Annotated in this window: 12 protein-coding genes and 1 riboswitch; of the genes, 4 read left to right on the top strand and 8 right to left on the bottom strand. The window is 51.9% G+C overall.

Features of this window, described 5'->3' with window-relative positions:
• Window positions 1-134 precede the first annotated feature (134 nt).
• From GJ1_RS07215 to GJ1_RS07200, 4 genes are read right to left on the bottom strand one after another with little or no spacing between them, the layout of a single operon-like run.
• Window positions 135-1208: an ABC transporter substrate-binding protein gene (locus GJ1_RS07215; RefSeq protein ID WP_066230479.1), complete on the bottom strand. Its 1074-nt coding sequence runs from the start codon at window positions 1206-1208 to the stop codon at window positions 135-137.
• On the bottom strand, window positions 1209-2012 hold the full coding sequence (locus GJ1_RS07210) for an ABC transporter permease (protein WP_066230475.1): 804 nt from the start codon (window positions 2010-2012) through the stop codon (window positions 1209-1211). It lies immediately after the preceding gene.
• Entirely contained in the window at window positions 2009-2818 is an 810-nt protein-coding gene (locus tag GJ1_RS07205; RefSeq protein ID WP_174520104.1) for an ABC transporter permease, read from the bottom strand. The genes GJ1_RS07210 and GJ1_RS07205 overlap by 4 nt, the downstream gene beginning before the upstream one ends.
• A complete protein-coding gene (locus tag GJ1_RS07200; RefSeq protein WP_066230474.1) occupies window positions 2815-3876 on the bottom strand; it encodes an ABC transporter ATP-binding protein in 1062 nt (353 codons plus the stop codon). The genes GJ1_RS07205 and GJ1_RS07200 overlap by 4 nt, the downstream gene beginning before the upstream one ends.
• A 328-nt stretch (window positions 3877-4204) precedes the next feature.
• Between GJ1_RS07200 and GJ1_RS07195 the strand changes: the two genes are divergently transcribed.
• The 3 genes from GJ1_RS07195 (at window position 4205) to metH (ending at window position 10128) form a co-directional block, all read left to right on the top strand.
• Window positions 4205-4588 carry a DUF7577 domain-containing protein gene (locus GJ1_RS07195; protein WP_066230491.1) on the top strand — a complete coding sequence of 128 codons (384 nt, stop codon included), beginning with the start codon at window positions 4205-4207 and terminating at the stop codon, window positions 4586-4588.
• 114 nt (window positions 4589-4702) lie between these two features.
• Window positions 4703-4805: riboswitch (SAM riboswitch) on the top strand.
• 69 nt (window positions 4806-4874) lie between these two features.
• A complete protein-coding gene (locus GJ1_RS07190) occupies window positions 4875-6725 on the top strand; it encodes a bifunctional homocysteine S-methyltransferase/methylenetetrahydrofolate reductase (RefSeq protein ID WP_066230472.1) in 1851 nt (616 codons plus the stop codon).
• Window positions 6718-10128, top strand: a complete 3411-nt coding sequence (gene metH / locus GJ1_RS07185; protein ID WP_066230467.1) for a methionine synthase — start codon at window positions 6718-6720, stop codon at window positions 10126-10128. Before GJ1_RS07190 ends, metH begins: the two co-directional genes overlap by 8 nt.
• 345 nt (window positions 10129-10473) lie before the next feature.
• Here the strand turns inward: metH and GJ1_RS19430 are convergent, their stop codons facing one another.
• Window positions 10474-10779, bottom strand: coding sequence for a CPBP family glutamic-type intramembrane protease (locus tag GJ1_RS19430; protein ID WP_373278035.1), 306 nt, complete (start codon window positions 10777-10779; stop codon window positions 10474-10476).
• 182 nt (window positions 10780-10961) lie between these two features.
• Entirely contained in the window at window positions 10962-12071 is a 1110-nt protein-coding gene (locus GJ1_RS19475; protein ID WP_444542603.1) for an IS256 family transposase, read from the bottom strand.
• A gap of 221 nt (window positions 12072-12292) precedes the next feature.
• Between GJ1_RS19475 and GJ1_RS07175 the strand changes: the two genes are divergently transcribed.
• A complete protein-coding gene (locus GJ1_RS07175) occupies window positions 12293-13156 on the top strand; it encodes an SDR family oxidoreductase (RefSeq protein WP_066230464.1) in 864 nt (287 codons plus the stop codon).
• A 192-nt stretch (window positions 13157-13348) separates the two neighbouring features.
• On the opposite strand, the gene GJ1_RS07170 is transcribed toward GJ1_RS07175, so the two are convergent.
• Both GJ1_RS07170 and GJ1_RS07165 read right to left on the bottom strand, forming a co-directional pair.
• A complete protein-coding gene (locus GJ1_RS07170) occupies window positions 13349-14659 on the bottom strand; it encodes a dihydrolipoamide acetyltransferase family protein (RefSeq protein WP_066230461.1) in 1311 nt (436 codons plus the stop codon).
• A 29-nt stretch (window positions 14660-14688) separates the two neighbouring features.
• Entirely contained in the window at window positions 14689-15708 is a 1020-nt protein-coding gene (locus tag GJ1_RS07165; RefSeq protein ID WP_066230459.1) for an alpha-ketoacid dehydrogenase subunit beta, read from the bottom strand.
• Window positions 15709-15711 lie beyond the last annotated feature (3 nt).

Here is a 15711-nt window from a genome sequence, read left to right as displayed (position 1 = left end):
CGAACGCCGATCGCTGGAAAACACTGACCATCCCGAAAAAAAAGAAACCGCTCAGCCCTTCCGCCAAAAAGCGAGCGCCAGTCCTCATGGATGAAGACGGCGCTCGCTTCGTCGGTAAAGGGGACATCGCTTGTTCACTTTTGCTGCATCTTGAACTCTAAAAACAGCTCGTTGTAGTAGGCGAGCATTCGCTTTCCTAAGTTTTCGTACACTTCCAAATGCCCCGCTGAATCCAAATCGGGGTAAAAGCGCCGATCGCCGGCGATGTCTTTCGGCAAATAGGCAAGCGCCTTTTTGTTCGGCGTCGAATAGCCGACATACTCGGCGTTTTGCGCCGCGTGTTTCGGGTCGAGCATAAAATTGATAAACGCATGCGCTCCTTCGATGTTTTTTGCTGTTTTCGGAATGACCATGTTGTCAAACCATAAGTTGGAGCCTTCTTTCGGCACGACATAGTCGAGCTTGTCATTTTCCGCGATGATTTCCGCCGCATCGCCCGACCAGACGACGCCAACGGCCGCTTCCTCATTGGCGAGAAGCATCTTGATTTCATCGCCGACAATCGCCTTCACATTGGGCATGAGCCGATCGAGTTTTCGCTTTGCTTCTTGCAGATGGGCTTTGTTCGTCTCATTGAGCGAATAGCCGAGGCTGTTTAACGCCATGCCCATTACTTCGCGCGCTCCGTCGACAAGCAAAATTTGATTGCGCAAGTCCGGGTCCCATAAGTCGTTCCAGCTGGTGATTGTCTTGCCGCCAAGCATTTTCTTGTTGTAGACGATGCCGACCGTCCCCCAAAAATACGGCACCGAATACCGGTTGTGCGGATCAAACGGCAAATCGAGAAACAGTGGCTCGATGTATTTGAAATTGGGGAGCTTGTTATGATCAAGCGGCAGAAGCAGTTTTTCCTCGATCATTTTGCTGATGGCGTAGTCCGACGGAACGGCGACATCAAACGTCGTCCCGCCTTGGGCGATTTTCGCCATCATCGCTTCATTGGAATCAAACGTCTGGTAAATGACTTTCCAACCCGTTTCTTTCTCAAATTGACGAATGAGCGCGGGGTCAATATAATCGCCCCAGTTGTAAACGGTCACTGTTTTGCCACTGCCATACCCTTCCGCTTCGTTCAACCGCTCGGTGATAAACATGAGAGCGAACGCCGCGATGAACACGGCCGCAAACCCTTGAACAAGCCGTTTCACCTACTTTCGCCCCCCTATTCCGTACACTCGGCCGCCTTTTTGGCTGAGCACATAATAGCCGACGACAAGCAGCATCGTAAATAAAAATAACAGCGTCGACAGGGCGTTAATGGACAGCGAAATGCCTTGGCGCGCCCGCGAATAAATTTCCACCGACAGCGTTGAAAAGCCGTTGCCGGTGACGAAAAACGTCACGGCAAAGTCATCGAGCGAATACGTGAGCGCCATGAAAAAGCCCGCCCATATGCTCGGCGCCAAAAACGGCAGCACCACGCCCGACAGCACTTGCCAATGCCCCGCCCCTAAATCGCGCGCCGCATCGATCAACGTCGGGCTCATTTCCTCCAGTTTCGGCAGCACCATCAATACAACAATCGGCACGCTAAAAGCGATATGGGACAACAGCACAGATTTGAACCCTAGTTGAATTCCAGCGATCGTAAACAACAGCAAAAACGAGGCGCCGATAATGACGTCCGGGCTGACGATCAGCACGTTGTTGAGGGCGAGAAGAACGTGTTTCGCCCGCTGCTGCTTGACATAGTAAATCGCCAATGCCCCCATGACTCCTAAAATCGTCGCGATCGCCGCGGACAATAAGGCGATGACAATCGTATTCAGCACGATCATCAACAATCGATCGTCCGACAATACATCGCGATACCATTTCAAGGTGAACGATTGAAAATCGTGCATCGCCCCGCCGCTGTTGAACGAATAATACATCAAATAGACAATCGGCGTATACATCACGGCAAACACGACCAAAAGATACACGCGTCCCCACCAATGTGTCCGTTTCATCGGCTTCCCTCTTTCCTTCCGGTTCCTGTCAAGACGACAATGACGGCCATCGCCGCCATTAAGACAACGGCGATCGTCGCCCCCATCCCCCAATCTTGTGTGACAAGGAAGTGCTGCTCGATGGCGGTGCCGAGCGTAATGACGCGGTTGCCCGCGACAAGACGCGTAATCATAAACAACGACAATGCCGGGATAAACACGGCTTGGCAGCCGGCCTTCACCCCGCTAAGCGTGAGCGGGAAGACAACGCGGCGGAACGTCGTCCACGCCGAAGCGCCCAAATCGCGGGCGGCATCAATGAGTGACGGCGGCAATTCTTCAAGAGCATTAAAAATCGGCAGCACCATAAACGGAATAAAAATGTACACCGATACAAACACAAAGCTGAAATCGGTAAACAACAGCTGACGCGCTCCAATGCCAAGCGTCTGCAACAGGGCGTTGGCCAAACCGTACGTGCCGAACAGCCCTAAAAACGCATACACCTTCAGCAACAAATTCACCCACATCGGCAAGATGAGCAACAACAGCCATAACTGCTTGTGCTTCGTTTTTGTCAGCCAATAGGCGGTCGGATAGCCAATCAACAGCGACACAAGGGTAATCAAAAACGCGTACCAAAACGAATACGCCATCATTTTCAAATAAATGGGCGTCAACACTTTTTCATAATTCGCAAGCGTCCAATGCCCATCCATATCCAAAAACGATTCGTACAATAAGAAAACAATCGGGGCGATGACAAACAAAACAAGCCAAATGCCATAAGGGACTAAATACCAGTTCCGCCACGTCCGCTCCATCATTCGCCCCCGTCCTCCCTTTCGGCCCGCATGACGTGAATCGCTTCCGGTTCAAAACGAAGGCCGACGATTTCCCCGACTTCCGCCTTTTTCGTCGAATGGACAAGCCATTCATTCCCATTTTCATCGTAGCCGCAAATTTCATAATGGACGCCGCGGAATAAGAGCGAATCGACACGAATGACGATCTGGCCGGCTTCCGGCGCTGCGAGTTCCAAATCTTCCGGGCGGATGACGACGTCGACCGGTTCATTCGGGGCAAAGCCGCGGTCGACGCAAACGAAGCGCTGGCCGGCAAACTCAACGAGAAAATCTTCGATCATGCGCCCCGGTAGAATGTTCGATTCCCCGATAAAATCAGCGACAAACCGGTTCACTGGCTCATCGTAAATCTCTTTTGGGGTTCCAAACTGCTGAATTTTCCCTTTATTTAGAACAAAAATGTAATCAGACATCGCCAGCGCTTCTTCTTGATCATGCGTGACGAAAATAAACGTGATCCCCAACCGGCGCTGCAGTTCACGAAGTTCGTACTGCATTTCCGTGCGCAGCTTCAAATCCAACGCCGAGAGCGGCTCATCAAGAAGCAGCACTTCCGGCTCATTCACAATCGCCCGGGCAATCGCGACGCGCTGCCGCTGGCCGCCGGACATCTCTTGAATGCGGCGGCGCTCATATCCTTCCAAGTTGACAAACTGGAGCGCTTCGCTCACTTTGCGGCGAATGTCCGCTTCTTTCATTTTTTTCACGCGCAAGCCAAAGGCGACGTTTTCAAATACGTCAAGATGCGGAAACAAGGCGTAATCTTGAAAAACAGTATTGACTTGCCGCTTGTTCGGCGGGACGTTCTGAATCGGCTTCCCGTGGAAATAAATCGTTCCTTGCGTTGGCTCGATAAACCCCGCAATCAGCCGCAAAATCGTCGTCTTCCCGCACCCCGACGGCCCAAGCAGCGTATAAAACTTTCCGCGCTCAATCGCAAAGCTGACATCATCCAATACAGTCATGCCGTCATATTCCTTCGTCACTCGCTCGAAGCGGATGATTTCTTCTCCGTTCACTTCCAGCCCCCCGTCTTCTTCATTTCTATCATTCCTAATTAGAACATAGGGGCAGCGAAAGTGCAACGACAAAACGATCGTTGAACCATCTTCCCGCCCATGCCAATGCTTTAAGAAGGGAAAAATGGTCGACGATGCAATTGACAAGGCAACATGCCGCCCATTTTCCTCTCTTACAGAAGCTTGTCTGTCAGACATAATCAAAGTATTGAAAAAATAGATTCAAAATATTTTTACCTCTATCGGCTCAAACGTTTCTATTGAGCATGGCAAAAACCAATTTTTTCTATTATAATATATCTATGAATTCTGTTAGGGAGGAATGAAATTGAAAAGCATTAAACCCGGCCGCGGCCCATCGATGCAAGGATTGGTTGGAAGCATCGCCGCTGTGTTGTTCGGCGTCTTTTGGATGGTGATGGCGTCCTCGATCACCGCTGATTCGCCGTTTCCCGCCGCCCGCTTTTTTCCGTTTTTCGGCCTTGTCGTCATCGCCATCGGCGTGTTTCAAGGGATTTACCATTACAAAAACGCGACGGGAAAACAGCGCATGTCCTTGTTGGACATTGTCGACAGCGAGGAAGAGCCCGACCCGCTGAACGTCCGATTCGGAAGCCATAAACAGCCAAACAAGCATTGTCCTCATTGCGGCGGGCATGTGCAGCACGATTTCCAATTTTGCCCCCGATGTGGGAAAGCGCTTCTCCCTTGATTCGGGAAATTCTTTTTTTGAAATTTCCTTGCTTCACCGTATTGAATAATTTCGAAAAATACATTAAATTATATAGTAATCATCAAAACGTCATCGCACAATTGCATACCGGCATTCTTATCAAGAGAGGGGGAGGGACTGGCCCGATGAACCCTCAGCAACCTGGCCCGCGGCCAAGGTGCTAAATCCAGACAGGCGGAAGCCTGGAAGATAAGAAGAAGCGAATGAAAAGTCTTCTTCTTAGAAGGCTTTTTTCTTTTACTACGGAGAAACGGGGGAATGGAACGTGGGATTGCTGGATGAGTTGAAAGAACGCATTCTCATCGCTGACGGAGCGATGGGGACGCTTCTATATTCGCACGGCATTGACCGTTGTTTTGAAGAATTGAATCTATCCAATCCAGATGAAATCGTTCATATTCACGAGGCGTATATCGCCGCGGGCGCCGATGTCATTCAGACGAATACATACGGCGCCAACTATGTGAAACTCGCCCGCTACGGCCTTGAAGATGAGGTGCCCGCGATCAACCGCGCCGCTGTTAGGCTGGCGAAACAAGCGGCGAACGGACGGGCATACGTGCTCGGGACGATCGGAGGGCTGCGCACGTTAAACAAAAGCGTCGTCACGCTCGAAGAAGTGAAGCGGACGTTTCGCGAGCAGCTGTTTGTCCTGCTGGCTGAAGGGGTCGACGGCGTGCTGCTCGAGACGTATTACGATTTGGAAGAGTTGGAGACAGTGCTTGCCATCGCCCGCAAAGAGACCGACTTGCCGATTATCGCTCACGTCTCGCTTCATGAAGTCGGCGTCTTGCAAGATGGCACGCCGCTCGCGGACGCCCTTGCCCGCCTAGAGGCGCTCGGGGCCGATGTCGTCGGACTGAACTGTCGTCTCGGTCCGTATCATATGCTTCGGTCGCTCGAGGAAGTGCCGCTGCCAAAGCAGGCGTTTTTGTCGGCGTATCCGAACGCCAGCCTTCCGGATTACCGCGACGGCCGGCTTGTCTATGAGACGAACGCTGAATATTTCGAGGAAACGGCCAAAGCGTTCCGCGACCAAGGGGTGCGCTTGATCGGCGGGTGCTGCGGCACGACGCCGAAACATATTGAAGCGATGGCAAAAGCGCTCTCCGACCGAACGCCGGTGACGGAAAAAACGGTGAAACGGCGCGCCATCTCTGTATCTGTTTCCGCTGACATCCCGTCAGCGGCCACGCCGCTTCCCGAGCTCGCCCGCACGCGCCGCTCGGTCATTGTGGAGCTGGATCCGCCGAAAAAATTGGGGATTGACAAGTTTCTTGCCGGGGCGAAAGCGCTCCATGACGCCGGCATCGATGCGCTGACGTTGGCCGACAACTCGCTCGCCACGCCGCGCATCAGCAACGCCGCTGTCGCCACGATCATCAAGGAGCGGCTCGGCGTCCGCCCGCTTGTGCATATTACATGCCGCGATCGCAATTTGATCGGCTTGCAGTCGCATTTGATGGGCTTGCATACGCTCGGCATCACCGACGTGCTCGCCATTACCGGCGATCCGTCGAAAATCGGCGACTTCCCAGGGGCGACGTCGGTGTATGATTTATCATCGTTCGATTTGATCCGCTTGATCCGCCAGTTTAACGAAGGGCTGTCGTACTCGGGCAAACCGCTTGGGCAAAAAACGAACTTCTCGATCGGCGCTGCGTTCAACCCGAACGTCCGCCATTTGGACAAAGCGGTCGAGCGGATGGAGAAAAAAATTCAGTGCGGCGCTCACTACTTCTTGACCCAACCAGTTTACTCGGAAGAAAAAATCGTACAAATGTACGAGGCGACGAAACACCTTGACACGCCGATTTACATCGGCATTATGCCGCTTGTGAGCGCGCGCAACGCCGAGTTTTTGCATCATGAAGTGCCGGGGATCACCCTTTCCGATGAGATTCGCGCCCGCATGGCCGCCTGCGGCGGCGACCCGGTGCAAGCAGCGCGCGAAGGGATCGCCATCGCCAAATCGCTCATTGACGCTGCGTTCGATTTGTTTAACGGCATTTATTTGATCACGCCGTTTTTGCGCTATGACATGACGGTCGAGCTTGTCCGCTACATTCACGAAAAAGAAGCGGCCGCGAAAGAAAGGAAGGTTGTTCATGGCTAAGGTCACCTTAGAACAGCAGCTGCAGAAAAAAATTCTTGTCATCGACGGCGCCATGGGCACGATGATCCAAAGCGCGAATTTATCGGCCGCCGACTTTGGCGGCGAGGCGTATGAAGGGTGCAACGAATATTTGACATTGACCGCGCCGCATGTCATCCGCGGCATCCATGAAGCGTATTTGGGAGCGGGCGCCGATATCATCGAAACGAACACGTTCGGGGCGACACGCATCGTGCTGGATGAATACGGCCTGGGTCATTTAGCGCTTGAGTTGAACATCGAAGCGGCCAAGCTCGCCAAGCAAGCAGCGGAATCGTTTTCGACGCCGGACTGGCCGCGCTTTGTCGCCGGTTCGATGGGCCCGACGACGAAAACGTTGTCGGTTACAGGCGGGGCGACGTTTGATGAGCTTGTCGCCGCCTACGAAGAACAGGCGCGTGGGCTGTTGTTGGGCGGCGTCGACCTTCTTCTGCTCGAGACGTGCCAAGATACACTCAATGTCAAAGCCGGTTTTCTCGGCATTTCGAAGGCGTTTGAGGCGGTCGGCCGCCGCGTGCCGCTCATGATTTCCGGCACGATCGAACCGATGGGCACGACGCTTGCCGGGCAGGCGATCGATGCGTTTTTCATCTCGGTGCGCCATATGAAGCCGATCGCCGTCGGCTTAAACTGCGCGACCGGCCCGGAGTTTATGACCGACCATTTGCGCACGCTCGCCTCGCTTGCGGATACGGCGGTCAGCTGTTACCCGAACGCCGGTCTGCCGGATGAGGAAGGCCGCTACCATGAAACGCCGGACATGCTGGCGGAGAAAATCCGCCGCTTTGCCGAAAAGGGATGGATCAACATCGTCGGCGGGTGCTGCGGCACGACGCCCGACCATATTCGCGCCATTGCCGAAGCGGTGCGTGATCTTCCACCGCGGGCAATCCCGTCTTCGTTTGATGTGCACGCCGTCTCGGGCATCGATGCGCTCATTTATGATGAAACGATGCGCCCGCTCTTTGTCGGCGAGCGGACAAACGTCATCGGTTCGCGCAAATTCAAGCGCCTCATCGCCGAAGGCAAGTACGAAGAAGCGGCGGAAATCGCCCGCGCCCAAGTGAAAAACGGCGCCCATGTCATCGACATTTGCTTGGCCGACCCGGACCGCGACGAACTCTATGACATGGAACAGTTCGTCCGCGAAGTCGTGAAAAAAGTGAAAGTGCCGCTCGTCATCGACTCGACCGACGAGCGCGTCATTGAACGCGCCCTCACCTACTCGCAAGGGAAAGCGATCATCAATTCGATCAACTTAGAAGACGGTGAGGAGCGGTTTGCGAAAGTCGTTCCTCTCTTGCACAAATACGGCGCCGCCGTCGTCGTCGGCACGATCGATGAACAAGGGATGGCCGTCACCGCGGAGCGGAAACTTGAGATCGCCTTGCGTTCGTATGACTTGCTGGTGAACCGCTACGGCGTCCCAGCGCGCGACATCATTTTCGACCCGCTCGTCTTCCCGGTCGGCACTGGCGATGAGCAATACATCGGCGCGGCGAAAGAAACGATCGAAGGCATCCGCCTCATTAAAGAGCAGCTGCCCGAGTGCTTGACGATGCTCGGCATCAGCAACGTCTCGTTCGGCTTGCCGCCGGCCGGACGCGAGGTGCTCAACTCCGTCTTTTTATACTATTGCACGCAAGCCGGGCTCGATTACGCCATCGTCAACACCGAGAAACTGGAGCGTTTTGCCTCGATTCCGGAAGAGGAAGTGCGAATGGCTGAGGCGCTTCTTTTTGACACAAACGACGAAACATTAAACGCCTTTATCGAATTTTACCGAAGCAAAATCACCGCCGCCAAACCGGCGCAGACGAACTTGAGCTTGGAAGAGCGGCTCGCCCGCTACGTCATTGAAGGGTCGAAAGACGGGCTCATTCCCGATTTGGAGAAGGCGCTTGAGATCTACTCCGATCCGCTGTCCATCATCAACGGCCCGCTTATGGCCGGAATGGATGAAGTCGGGCGGCTGTTCAACAACAACCAGCTCATCGTCGCCGAAGTGCTGCAAAGCGCGGAAGTGATGAAAGCGGCCGTCGCCTTTTTAGAGCCGTATATGGAAAAGAAAGAAGGAAGCACAAAAGGAAAAGTCATTCTCGCCACCGTCAAAGGCGATGTCCATGACATCGGCAAAAACTTGGTCGACATTATTTTAAGCAACAACGGCTACGAGGTGATCGACCTCGGCATTAAAGTCGCCCCGCAACAACTCATTGAAGCGGTGCGCGAACATCAACCGGACATCATCGGGCTGTCGGGCTTGCTCGTCAAATCGGCCCAGCAGATGGTCGTCACCGCCCAAGATTTGCGCCAAGCGGGCATCTCAACCCCGATTTTAGTCGGCGGCGCCGCCTTGACGCGCAAGTTTACGGAAAACAAAATTGCGCCCGAGTACGACGGCATCGTCCTGTATGCGAAAGACGCCATGGACGGGCTTGCGCTCGCCAACCAAATCCAGCAAGGAGAGATTGACTACAAGAAAAAAGAAGCGGCAGAAACCGACCCGACGGGAACCACTGCTGTCACCATAGCGGCCAAATCGAACGTCTCGACCGATGTGCCGGTCTACGTCCCGGCGGACCTCGACCGCCACGTGCTGCGAAATGTGCCGCTTGACCACATTCTGCCGTACGTCAACTGGCAAATGGTGCTCGGACACCACCTCGGCTTGAAAGGAAAGGTGAAACGGCTGCTTGAGGAGAAAGACGAAAAAGCGTTGGCGTTAAAAGCGGTCGTCGACGAACTCCTCGCCGAAGCGAAAGAGCATCACTGGATTCAGCCCGCCGGCGTCTACCGCTTCTTCCCGGCGCAAAGCGACGGCAACCGGGTATACATTTACGATCCGTCCGACCGGCAAACAGCGCTTGAAACGTTTGACTTTCCGCGTCAGCCAAGGCCGCCGTACCTTTGCCTTGCCGATTACTTGAAATCAAAAGAAAGCGGCGAAATGGATTACGTTGGCTTGTTCGCCGTCACCGCCGGGCATGGCGTCCGCGAACTCGCCCAGCGGTGGAAAGACGAAGGCGAATTTTTGAAAAGCCACGCCATCCAAGCATTGGCGCTTGAAATCGCCGAAGGGTTCGCCGAACGAATCCATCAAATTATGCGCGACCGCTGGGGCTTCCCGGACGATCCGGACTTCACGATGGAAGAGCGCTTCGCCGCCAAATACCAAGGCCAGCGCTACTCGTTCGGCTACCCAGCCTGTCCGAACTTGGAAGATCAAGAGAAACTGTTCCGCCTGCTTCATCCAGAAGACATCGGCATCCGCCTCACCGATGGCTATATGATGGAGCCGGAAGCATCCGTCTCCGCTATTGTCTTTGCTCACCCGGAAGCGCGGTATTTCAATGTGTTATAAGCAGGAAACGAGCTGGCCGAATAGGCCGGCTCGTTTGTCGTTTTTCGTTGAATGCTCCACCCGAACGATATACCTCACATTTCGCACCCTCTCGACAAAAATCGGGAGGATTTTTTCATGTTCCTGTCGAATGAATCCTTGAAATACACGGAAAGCAAGGGAGTTGCCACATGATGAGCGTTCAAATCCGTGCCATTTATGAAAGTTCCTATTTGAACTCATATTTCGCGACCTTTGCATAATATACAAAAAACAACCCGAAAATTCGCATAAAAATAATTTTTTATACAAAAAATTGTAAAATAACTAATTTTTATTCGATAAAATCGGGCTTGTTTTGAATTTTTATTCAGGATGCGAAATGTGAGATTTAAGCAATATTTCCTTATTATTTTCGGAACCATTTTTTGTAATCCACGACCAAAACATTAATGCTATTAAAGCATAAAATTGTACCAAATTGGCAATATTTTCAGTATACGGAATTATTTCTTTTGGATAAAAGAGTGGGTCATGATAATCAATCAAACCATGAATAAAAATAGACACATATAGGTTACTTGTTCTAAGATAAGCAAGTACAAAAAATATACCAAGTATAAAAGTTTGAATCAAATAAGGTACCGTCAAGAATTTTGTGTAATGAAAGATAGATAGGGTATCTCTGAATGGATTTGGAATAGATAAGAGTCGGTTTCCTCCGCACAGGAGACAGAATATTCTGTCTCCTGTGCGGAAAGGGAGAATCCCCTTACTTTGTTATTTACAGTATTTGGTTAATTGTAACGTTCTTCAAACATTCGCTGGAGGGCTTCCTGCGCTTCGGCAAATCCTCACAACTTTCGCTCTGCCCATTTCTCATTAAAATCTTGAATGGTCAAATACACGATTTTTTCCGCGGCTTCTAAACTATTCAAACTGTTCATCGGCTTTAGACGTTTCCGAATCTCCTTGATTGTTCGTTCAATCGCATTCGTCGTGTAAATCACACTTCGAATACTGTTCGGATCGTCCATAAATGTGAGGAGAACATCCAACTCATTGGCCCAAGATTGGACTTCTCTCGGATGCTTGCTTGACCATTTCGATTCAAATTGTTGAAACATCTCCAATGCCGTTTTTTTATTCGGAGATCGATAAATGAGTTTCAAATCTTCCGCCATTTCGAATTGGTCTTTTTTCCGAACACGATTTAGGGTGCTGCGGACTTTGTGAACGATGCAACGCTGTACGTCCGCTTTCGGATAAACCGCCCGAAAGGCTTCCTCCAGCCCCGGAAGACCATCAAATACGCCCAGAAGCACTTCCTTGACGCCTCTTTGGTAAAGGTTCTGAAGGATTTCCCGCCATCCATAGGCGCTTTCTTGCCCTCCTACAAAGAAATCAAGAATTTCGCGATACCCTTCTTCGTTCACCCCTAACACCCATAAATGGCTTCTTTCTCTGCCGTATCGCGGCGAAGTTTCACGTACAAACCGTCTAAATATAAGACCGAATAACGCTTGTGTAGTGGACGGCTGCGCCATTTTTCGATATCTTCCTTTACGACGTCGGTAATACGGCTGATCGTCGCAGGAGAATAGGCTTTTCCTAGAATTCGTTCGATAAACTTGCCAATTTCCCGGGTGCTCATGCCGCTTTGATACATCCGAATGATAGCTTCCTCCAGCCATCCCGTGTGGCGTTGATAAGGAGCAAACAACTGCGTTTGAAATTCCCCGTTTCGGTCTCTTTGGGACCAAAAGCCCCTCAATCCGGCCATATTGCGTATCTAGATTTCGTTGATAGCAGCCGTTTCTCATATTGGATGTGTCTGCCTGTTCGATTTCGAGGAAATTTTTGATTTCTTCCCGCATAATCAGCTCTAATTTTTCTTTCACAAACTGACGAATGGCATTTTCCAGTTGATTTGCCCAGTCCATATTCGATATACTTTTAGACATAGGTAGGGTTCTCCTTTCTCTGGAATGTTTTTCGTTCAATCAGAGAATACCCTACCTTTTTCTTTTTGGGTAGAATAAATATTTTTTGTGTTCCCTATTTGGATTATGATTCCTGATCCTCATCACTCATTTTTATCATGAATCCCGATCCGACACATAATTCCCCTCCCTCGTCCCATACTAACAATGACAATGACAATGACAGCCAAGGAGGAGACATGATGGTTACAAAACAACAAGCAACGCTGCCGCCGCAGCACCAGACGCGCCAGCCGGGCCTGCAAACGGAAATGAACCCGCAGCCGGTCACCATCAAAGACACCTATAAAGGAAGCGGCAAGCTCGAAAACAGAGCCGCCATCATCAGCGGCGGCGACAGCGGCATCGGCCGGGCGGTCGCGGTCCATTTCGCCAAAGAAGGCGCCGATGTCGCGATTGTCTATCTCAACGAACACGAAGATGCCGAGGAAACGAAACGGCTCGTCGAGCAGGAAGGAAGACGATGTTTGACCATTGCGGGAGACATTGGGGACGAAGCGTTTTGTAAAGAGGCGGTGAAGCAGACGATGGAAGTGTTTGGCAAGCTCGACATCGTCGTCAACAACGCCGCCGAGCAGCACCCACAGCCGAATTTTCTCAACATTACCGCCGCGCAGCTGGAAAAAACGTTCCGCACGAACGTGTTCGGCTGCTTTTTCCTAACGAAAGCGGCGCTCCCGCACTTAAAAAACGGAAGCTCCATCATTAACACCGCCTCAATCACCGCTTATGAGGGAAATGAACAGTTGATCGACTACTCGGCGACAAAAGGCGCGATCGTGGCGTTCACCCGCTCGCTCGCCAAAGCGCTCGTCGGCCAAGGCATCCGCGTCAACGGCGTCGCCCCAGGCCCGATTTGGACGCCGCTCATCCCGTCGACGTTCCCAAGCGAGCAAGTCGCCGCATTTGGCGCCAACACGCCGATGAAACGGCCCGGCCAGCCGAGCGAAGTCGCTCCGTGCTACGTCTTTTTGGCGAGCGACGAATCGTCCTACATGACCGGGCAAATGCTTCATGTAAATGGCGGCAAGTTCATCAGCGTTTGACCACAGCGGCTGCCCGTTTCGATGCGGCCGCCGTTGCCAAGCCTTTTTGACAAAATCGCGTTACCTTTTCTTACAAAAATGTAGAATGATTGTTAAAAAATCGATATGATAAAGCTACGATGTTCCTCTACTTCTTTGCAAGGTGCCCCTCTTCTCTCAGTCCGTCCCACTACTGGGGCGGGCGGTTTTTTGTCACATAGCGAGCAGCCAATCCGGTTCAGACAAGTACGTTTGACATTCATTTAAGGCGTGTTGAGCCATCACGCCATCGATAAGACGGTGATCGTAAGTAAGGGACAGCGGCATCACAAAAGCAATCTCAATCGAATCATCGACGACCACCGGTTTTTTCTCAACTTTCCCGATTCCTAAAAGGCAAGACTGCGGATAATGAATAATCGGCGTGAACCACGAACCATTGGCCGAGCCGATATTCGAAATTGTGCATGTCCCCCCACTCATCTCCGCCGCTTGAATCGTTCCGGCTCTCGCCTTCGCCGTCAATGCTTCAATTTCTTTCGCAATTTGGAACAACGATTTTTGATCCGCATCACGAATCACCGGAACGAGCAATCCCCGGTCAGTATCAACCGCAATCCCAATGTGAATGGATTCGTGAATGACGATTTCTTCTCGTTCCTCATCAAGCGAGGCATTGAGCATCGGATACTTTTTCAACACCGCCGCCAGCGCTTTGACGGTATAAGCCAAATACGTCAATTTAATCCCTTGCTGCTCGGCTAATGGTTTGATCCGTTGGCGATGTTGAACAAGGCGAGTCGCATTTGCTTCGCCAAAATGGGTGACTTGCGGAATGGTCCGCGTTGACCGCGCCATCGCTTGGGCGATGACTTTACGGATGCCTGTCAGCGGCACTCGGCGCGCTGTTTCCTTGTTCTCCTGCTTTTCTAACATCTCCACACTGACAGCAACCTCATCTGTTGCTTTTTGCTGCCGAACCGACAACGCTGCTTCAATATCGCTTTTCAATATTCTTCCGTTCTTTCCGCTTGGAGTGATTTCCTCTAAAGACACGTTCTGCTCGCGGGCAAACTTTCGCACTGACGGGGCAGCCACAATGTGTTTTTGCGGCCCCCCTTGTTTTCCCGCGCTCGCCGCACGGCGAATATCGTCTTCCGTGATTTTGCCGTTCGCCCCCGTTGGTGTGACTGTACGCCAATCGACACCAAGCTCCTTGGCCAGTTTTTTTACGCGTGGGGTGATCTTGATCTCTGGCTGCGGATCTCCGCCGTCCGGAACAAACGTTTCGACGGCAATGACGGCCAGCACTTCACCGACCTTGGCCGTATCCCCTCGTTTCTTTTTGATCTCTTTTACTGTTCCCGACTCGGGAGCGTGAATTTCTGAAACGGCCTTTTCGGTTTGCACTTCCACTAGCGTGGCTCCTTTTTCCACCGCATCTCCTTCGGAAACGTGCCAAAACGTAATGAAACTCTCATCATGGGAATCAGATAGTTTGGGCAATGTCACTTCGACAACCATAAGCTGCCTCCCTTGGAACGAACTTTTCCTTATTCATTGACGAGTTGGATCGCCTCTTGGAAAATTTTATCGGCATTCGGCAATACAAATTGTTCAAGCGGACGGCTGTAAGGAATCGGCACATCCGGAACAGCAATCCGTTTCACCGGCGCCTCCAAATCGTACAAACAATGTTCAGCCGCAATCGCCGCGATTTCCGCCGTCATCCCGTACGACAGATAGTCTTCATCAACGACAAGCAAACGGTGTGTCTTTTTGACCGATTGAATAATCGTCTCTTTGTCCAACGGGACAAGAGAGCGCAAATCGATCACTTCCGCTTGAATGCCTTGTTGATCAAGTCTTTTGGCCGCTTCGAGCGCCTGATGCACCGTCATTTGAATGCCGACAATGGTGATATCCGTTCCCTCGCGCACGATGTTGGCTTTTCCGAGCGGCACAGTATACGCCTCTTCCGGTACATGCCCGATCGAAGCGTCAAGCTGATCCATCCAGCCGAGCCCTTGCAATGTTTTATGGAACATAAAGACAACCGGATTATCGTCGCGAATAGCGGAAATCATCATTCCTTTTAAATCATATGGCGTCGACGGAGCGACGACTTTCATCCCGGGAAGATGGGCAAAGGTGGCGTACAACGTTTGCGAGTGCTGGGCGGCATCGCTGTAACCGCCTCCCACCGCCGTCATCAATACCATTGGCAGTTTCACCCTGCCGCCGGACATGTACGGAATTTTCGCCATATGGTTGTAAATTTGGTCCATACAAACCCCAAAAAAGTCGACAAACATCAGCTCCACGATCGGCCGCATTCCTTCCGCAGCGGCGCCGATGGCAGCACCGATGAACGCGGTTTCAGAAATCGGGGTGTCGATCACCCGTTCCGGTCCGAACTTTTGGAACAATCCCTCTGTCGCTCCAAAAATCCCGCCGTATACTCCGACATCTTCTCCCATCACAAAGACGTTCGGATCTCTCTCCATCTCAAGGCGAATCGCTTCAGCCAGCGCCTTATTTCCCGTTAACAGCCGCTGTTTTGTTTGTTGCATATC

The sequence above is a fragment of the Geobacillus jurassicus NBRC 107829 genome, from assembly GCF_001544315.1.
GTDB classification, from domain to species: Bacteria; Bacillota; Bacilli; order Bacillales; family Anoxybacillaceae; genus Geobacillus; species Geobacillus jurassicus.
This window is presented reverse-complemented; position numbering and strand designations above follow the sequence as displayed.

Bases quoted from the DNA above. Each gene is read 5' to 3' on its own strand.
- GJ1_RS07175 (WP_066230464.1), top strand. From the start codon at position 12,293: ATGGTTACAAAACAACAAGCAACGCTGCCGCCGCAGCACCAGACGCGC.
- GJ1_RS19475 (WP_444542603.1), bottom strand. From the start codon at position 12,071: ATGTCTAAAAGTATATCGAATATGGACTGGGCAAATCAACTGGAAAAT.
- GJ1_RS07210 (WP_066230475.1), bottom strand. From the start codon at position 2,012: ATGAAACGGACACATTGGTGGGGACGCGTGTATCTTTTGGTCGTGTTT.
- metH (WP_066230467.1), top strand. From the start codon at position 6,718: ATGGCTAAGGTCACCTTAGAACAGCAGCTGCAGAAAAAAATTCTTGTC.
- GJ1_RS07205 (WP_174520104.1), bottom strand. From the start codon at position 2,818: ATGATGGAGCGGACGTGGCGGAACTGGTATTTAGTCCCTTATGGCATT.
- GJ1_RS07170 (WP_066230461.1), bottom strand. From the start codon at position 14,659: ATGGTTGTCGAAGTGACATTGCCCAAACTATCTGATTCCCATGATGAG.
- GJ1_RS07165 (WP_066230459.1), bottom strand. From the start codon at position 15,708: ATGCAACAAACAAAACAGCGGCTGTTAACGGGAAATAAGGCGCTGGCT.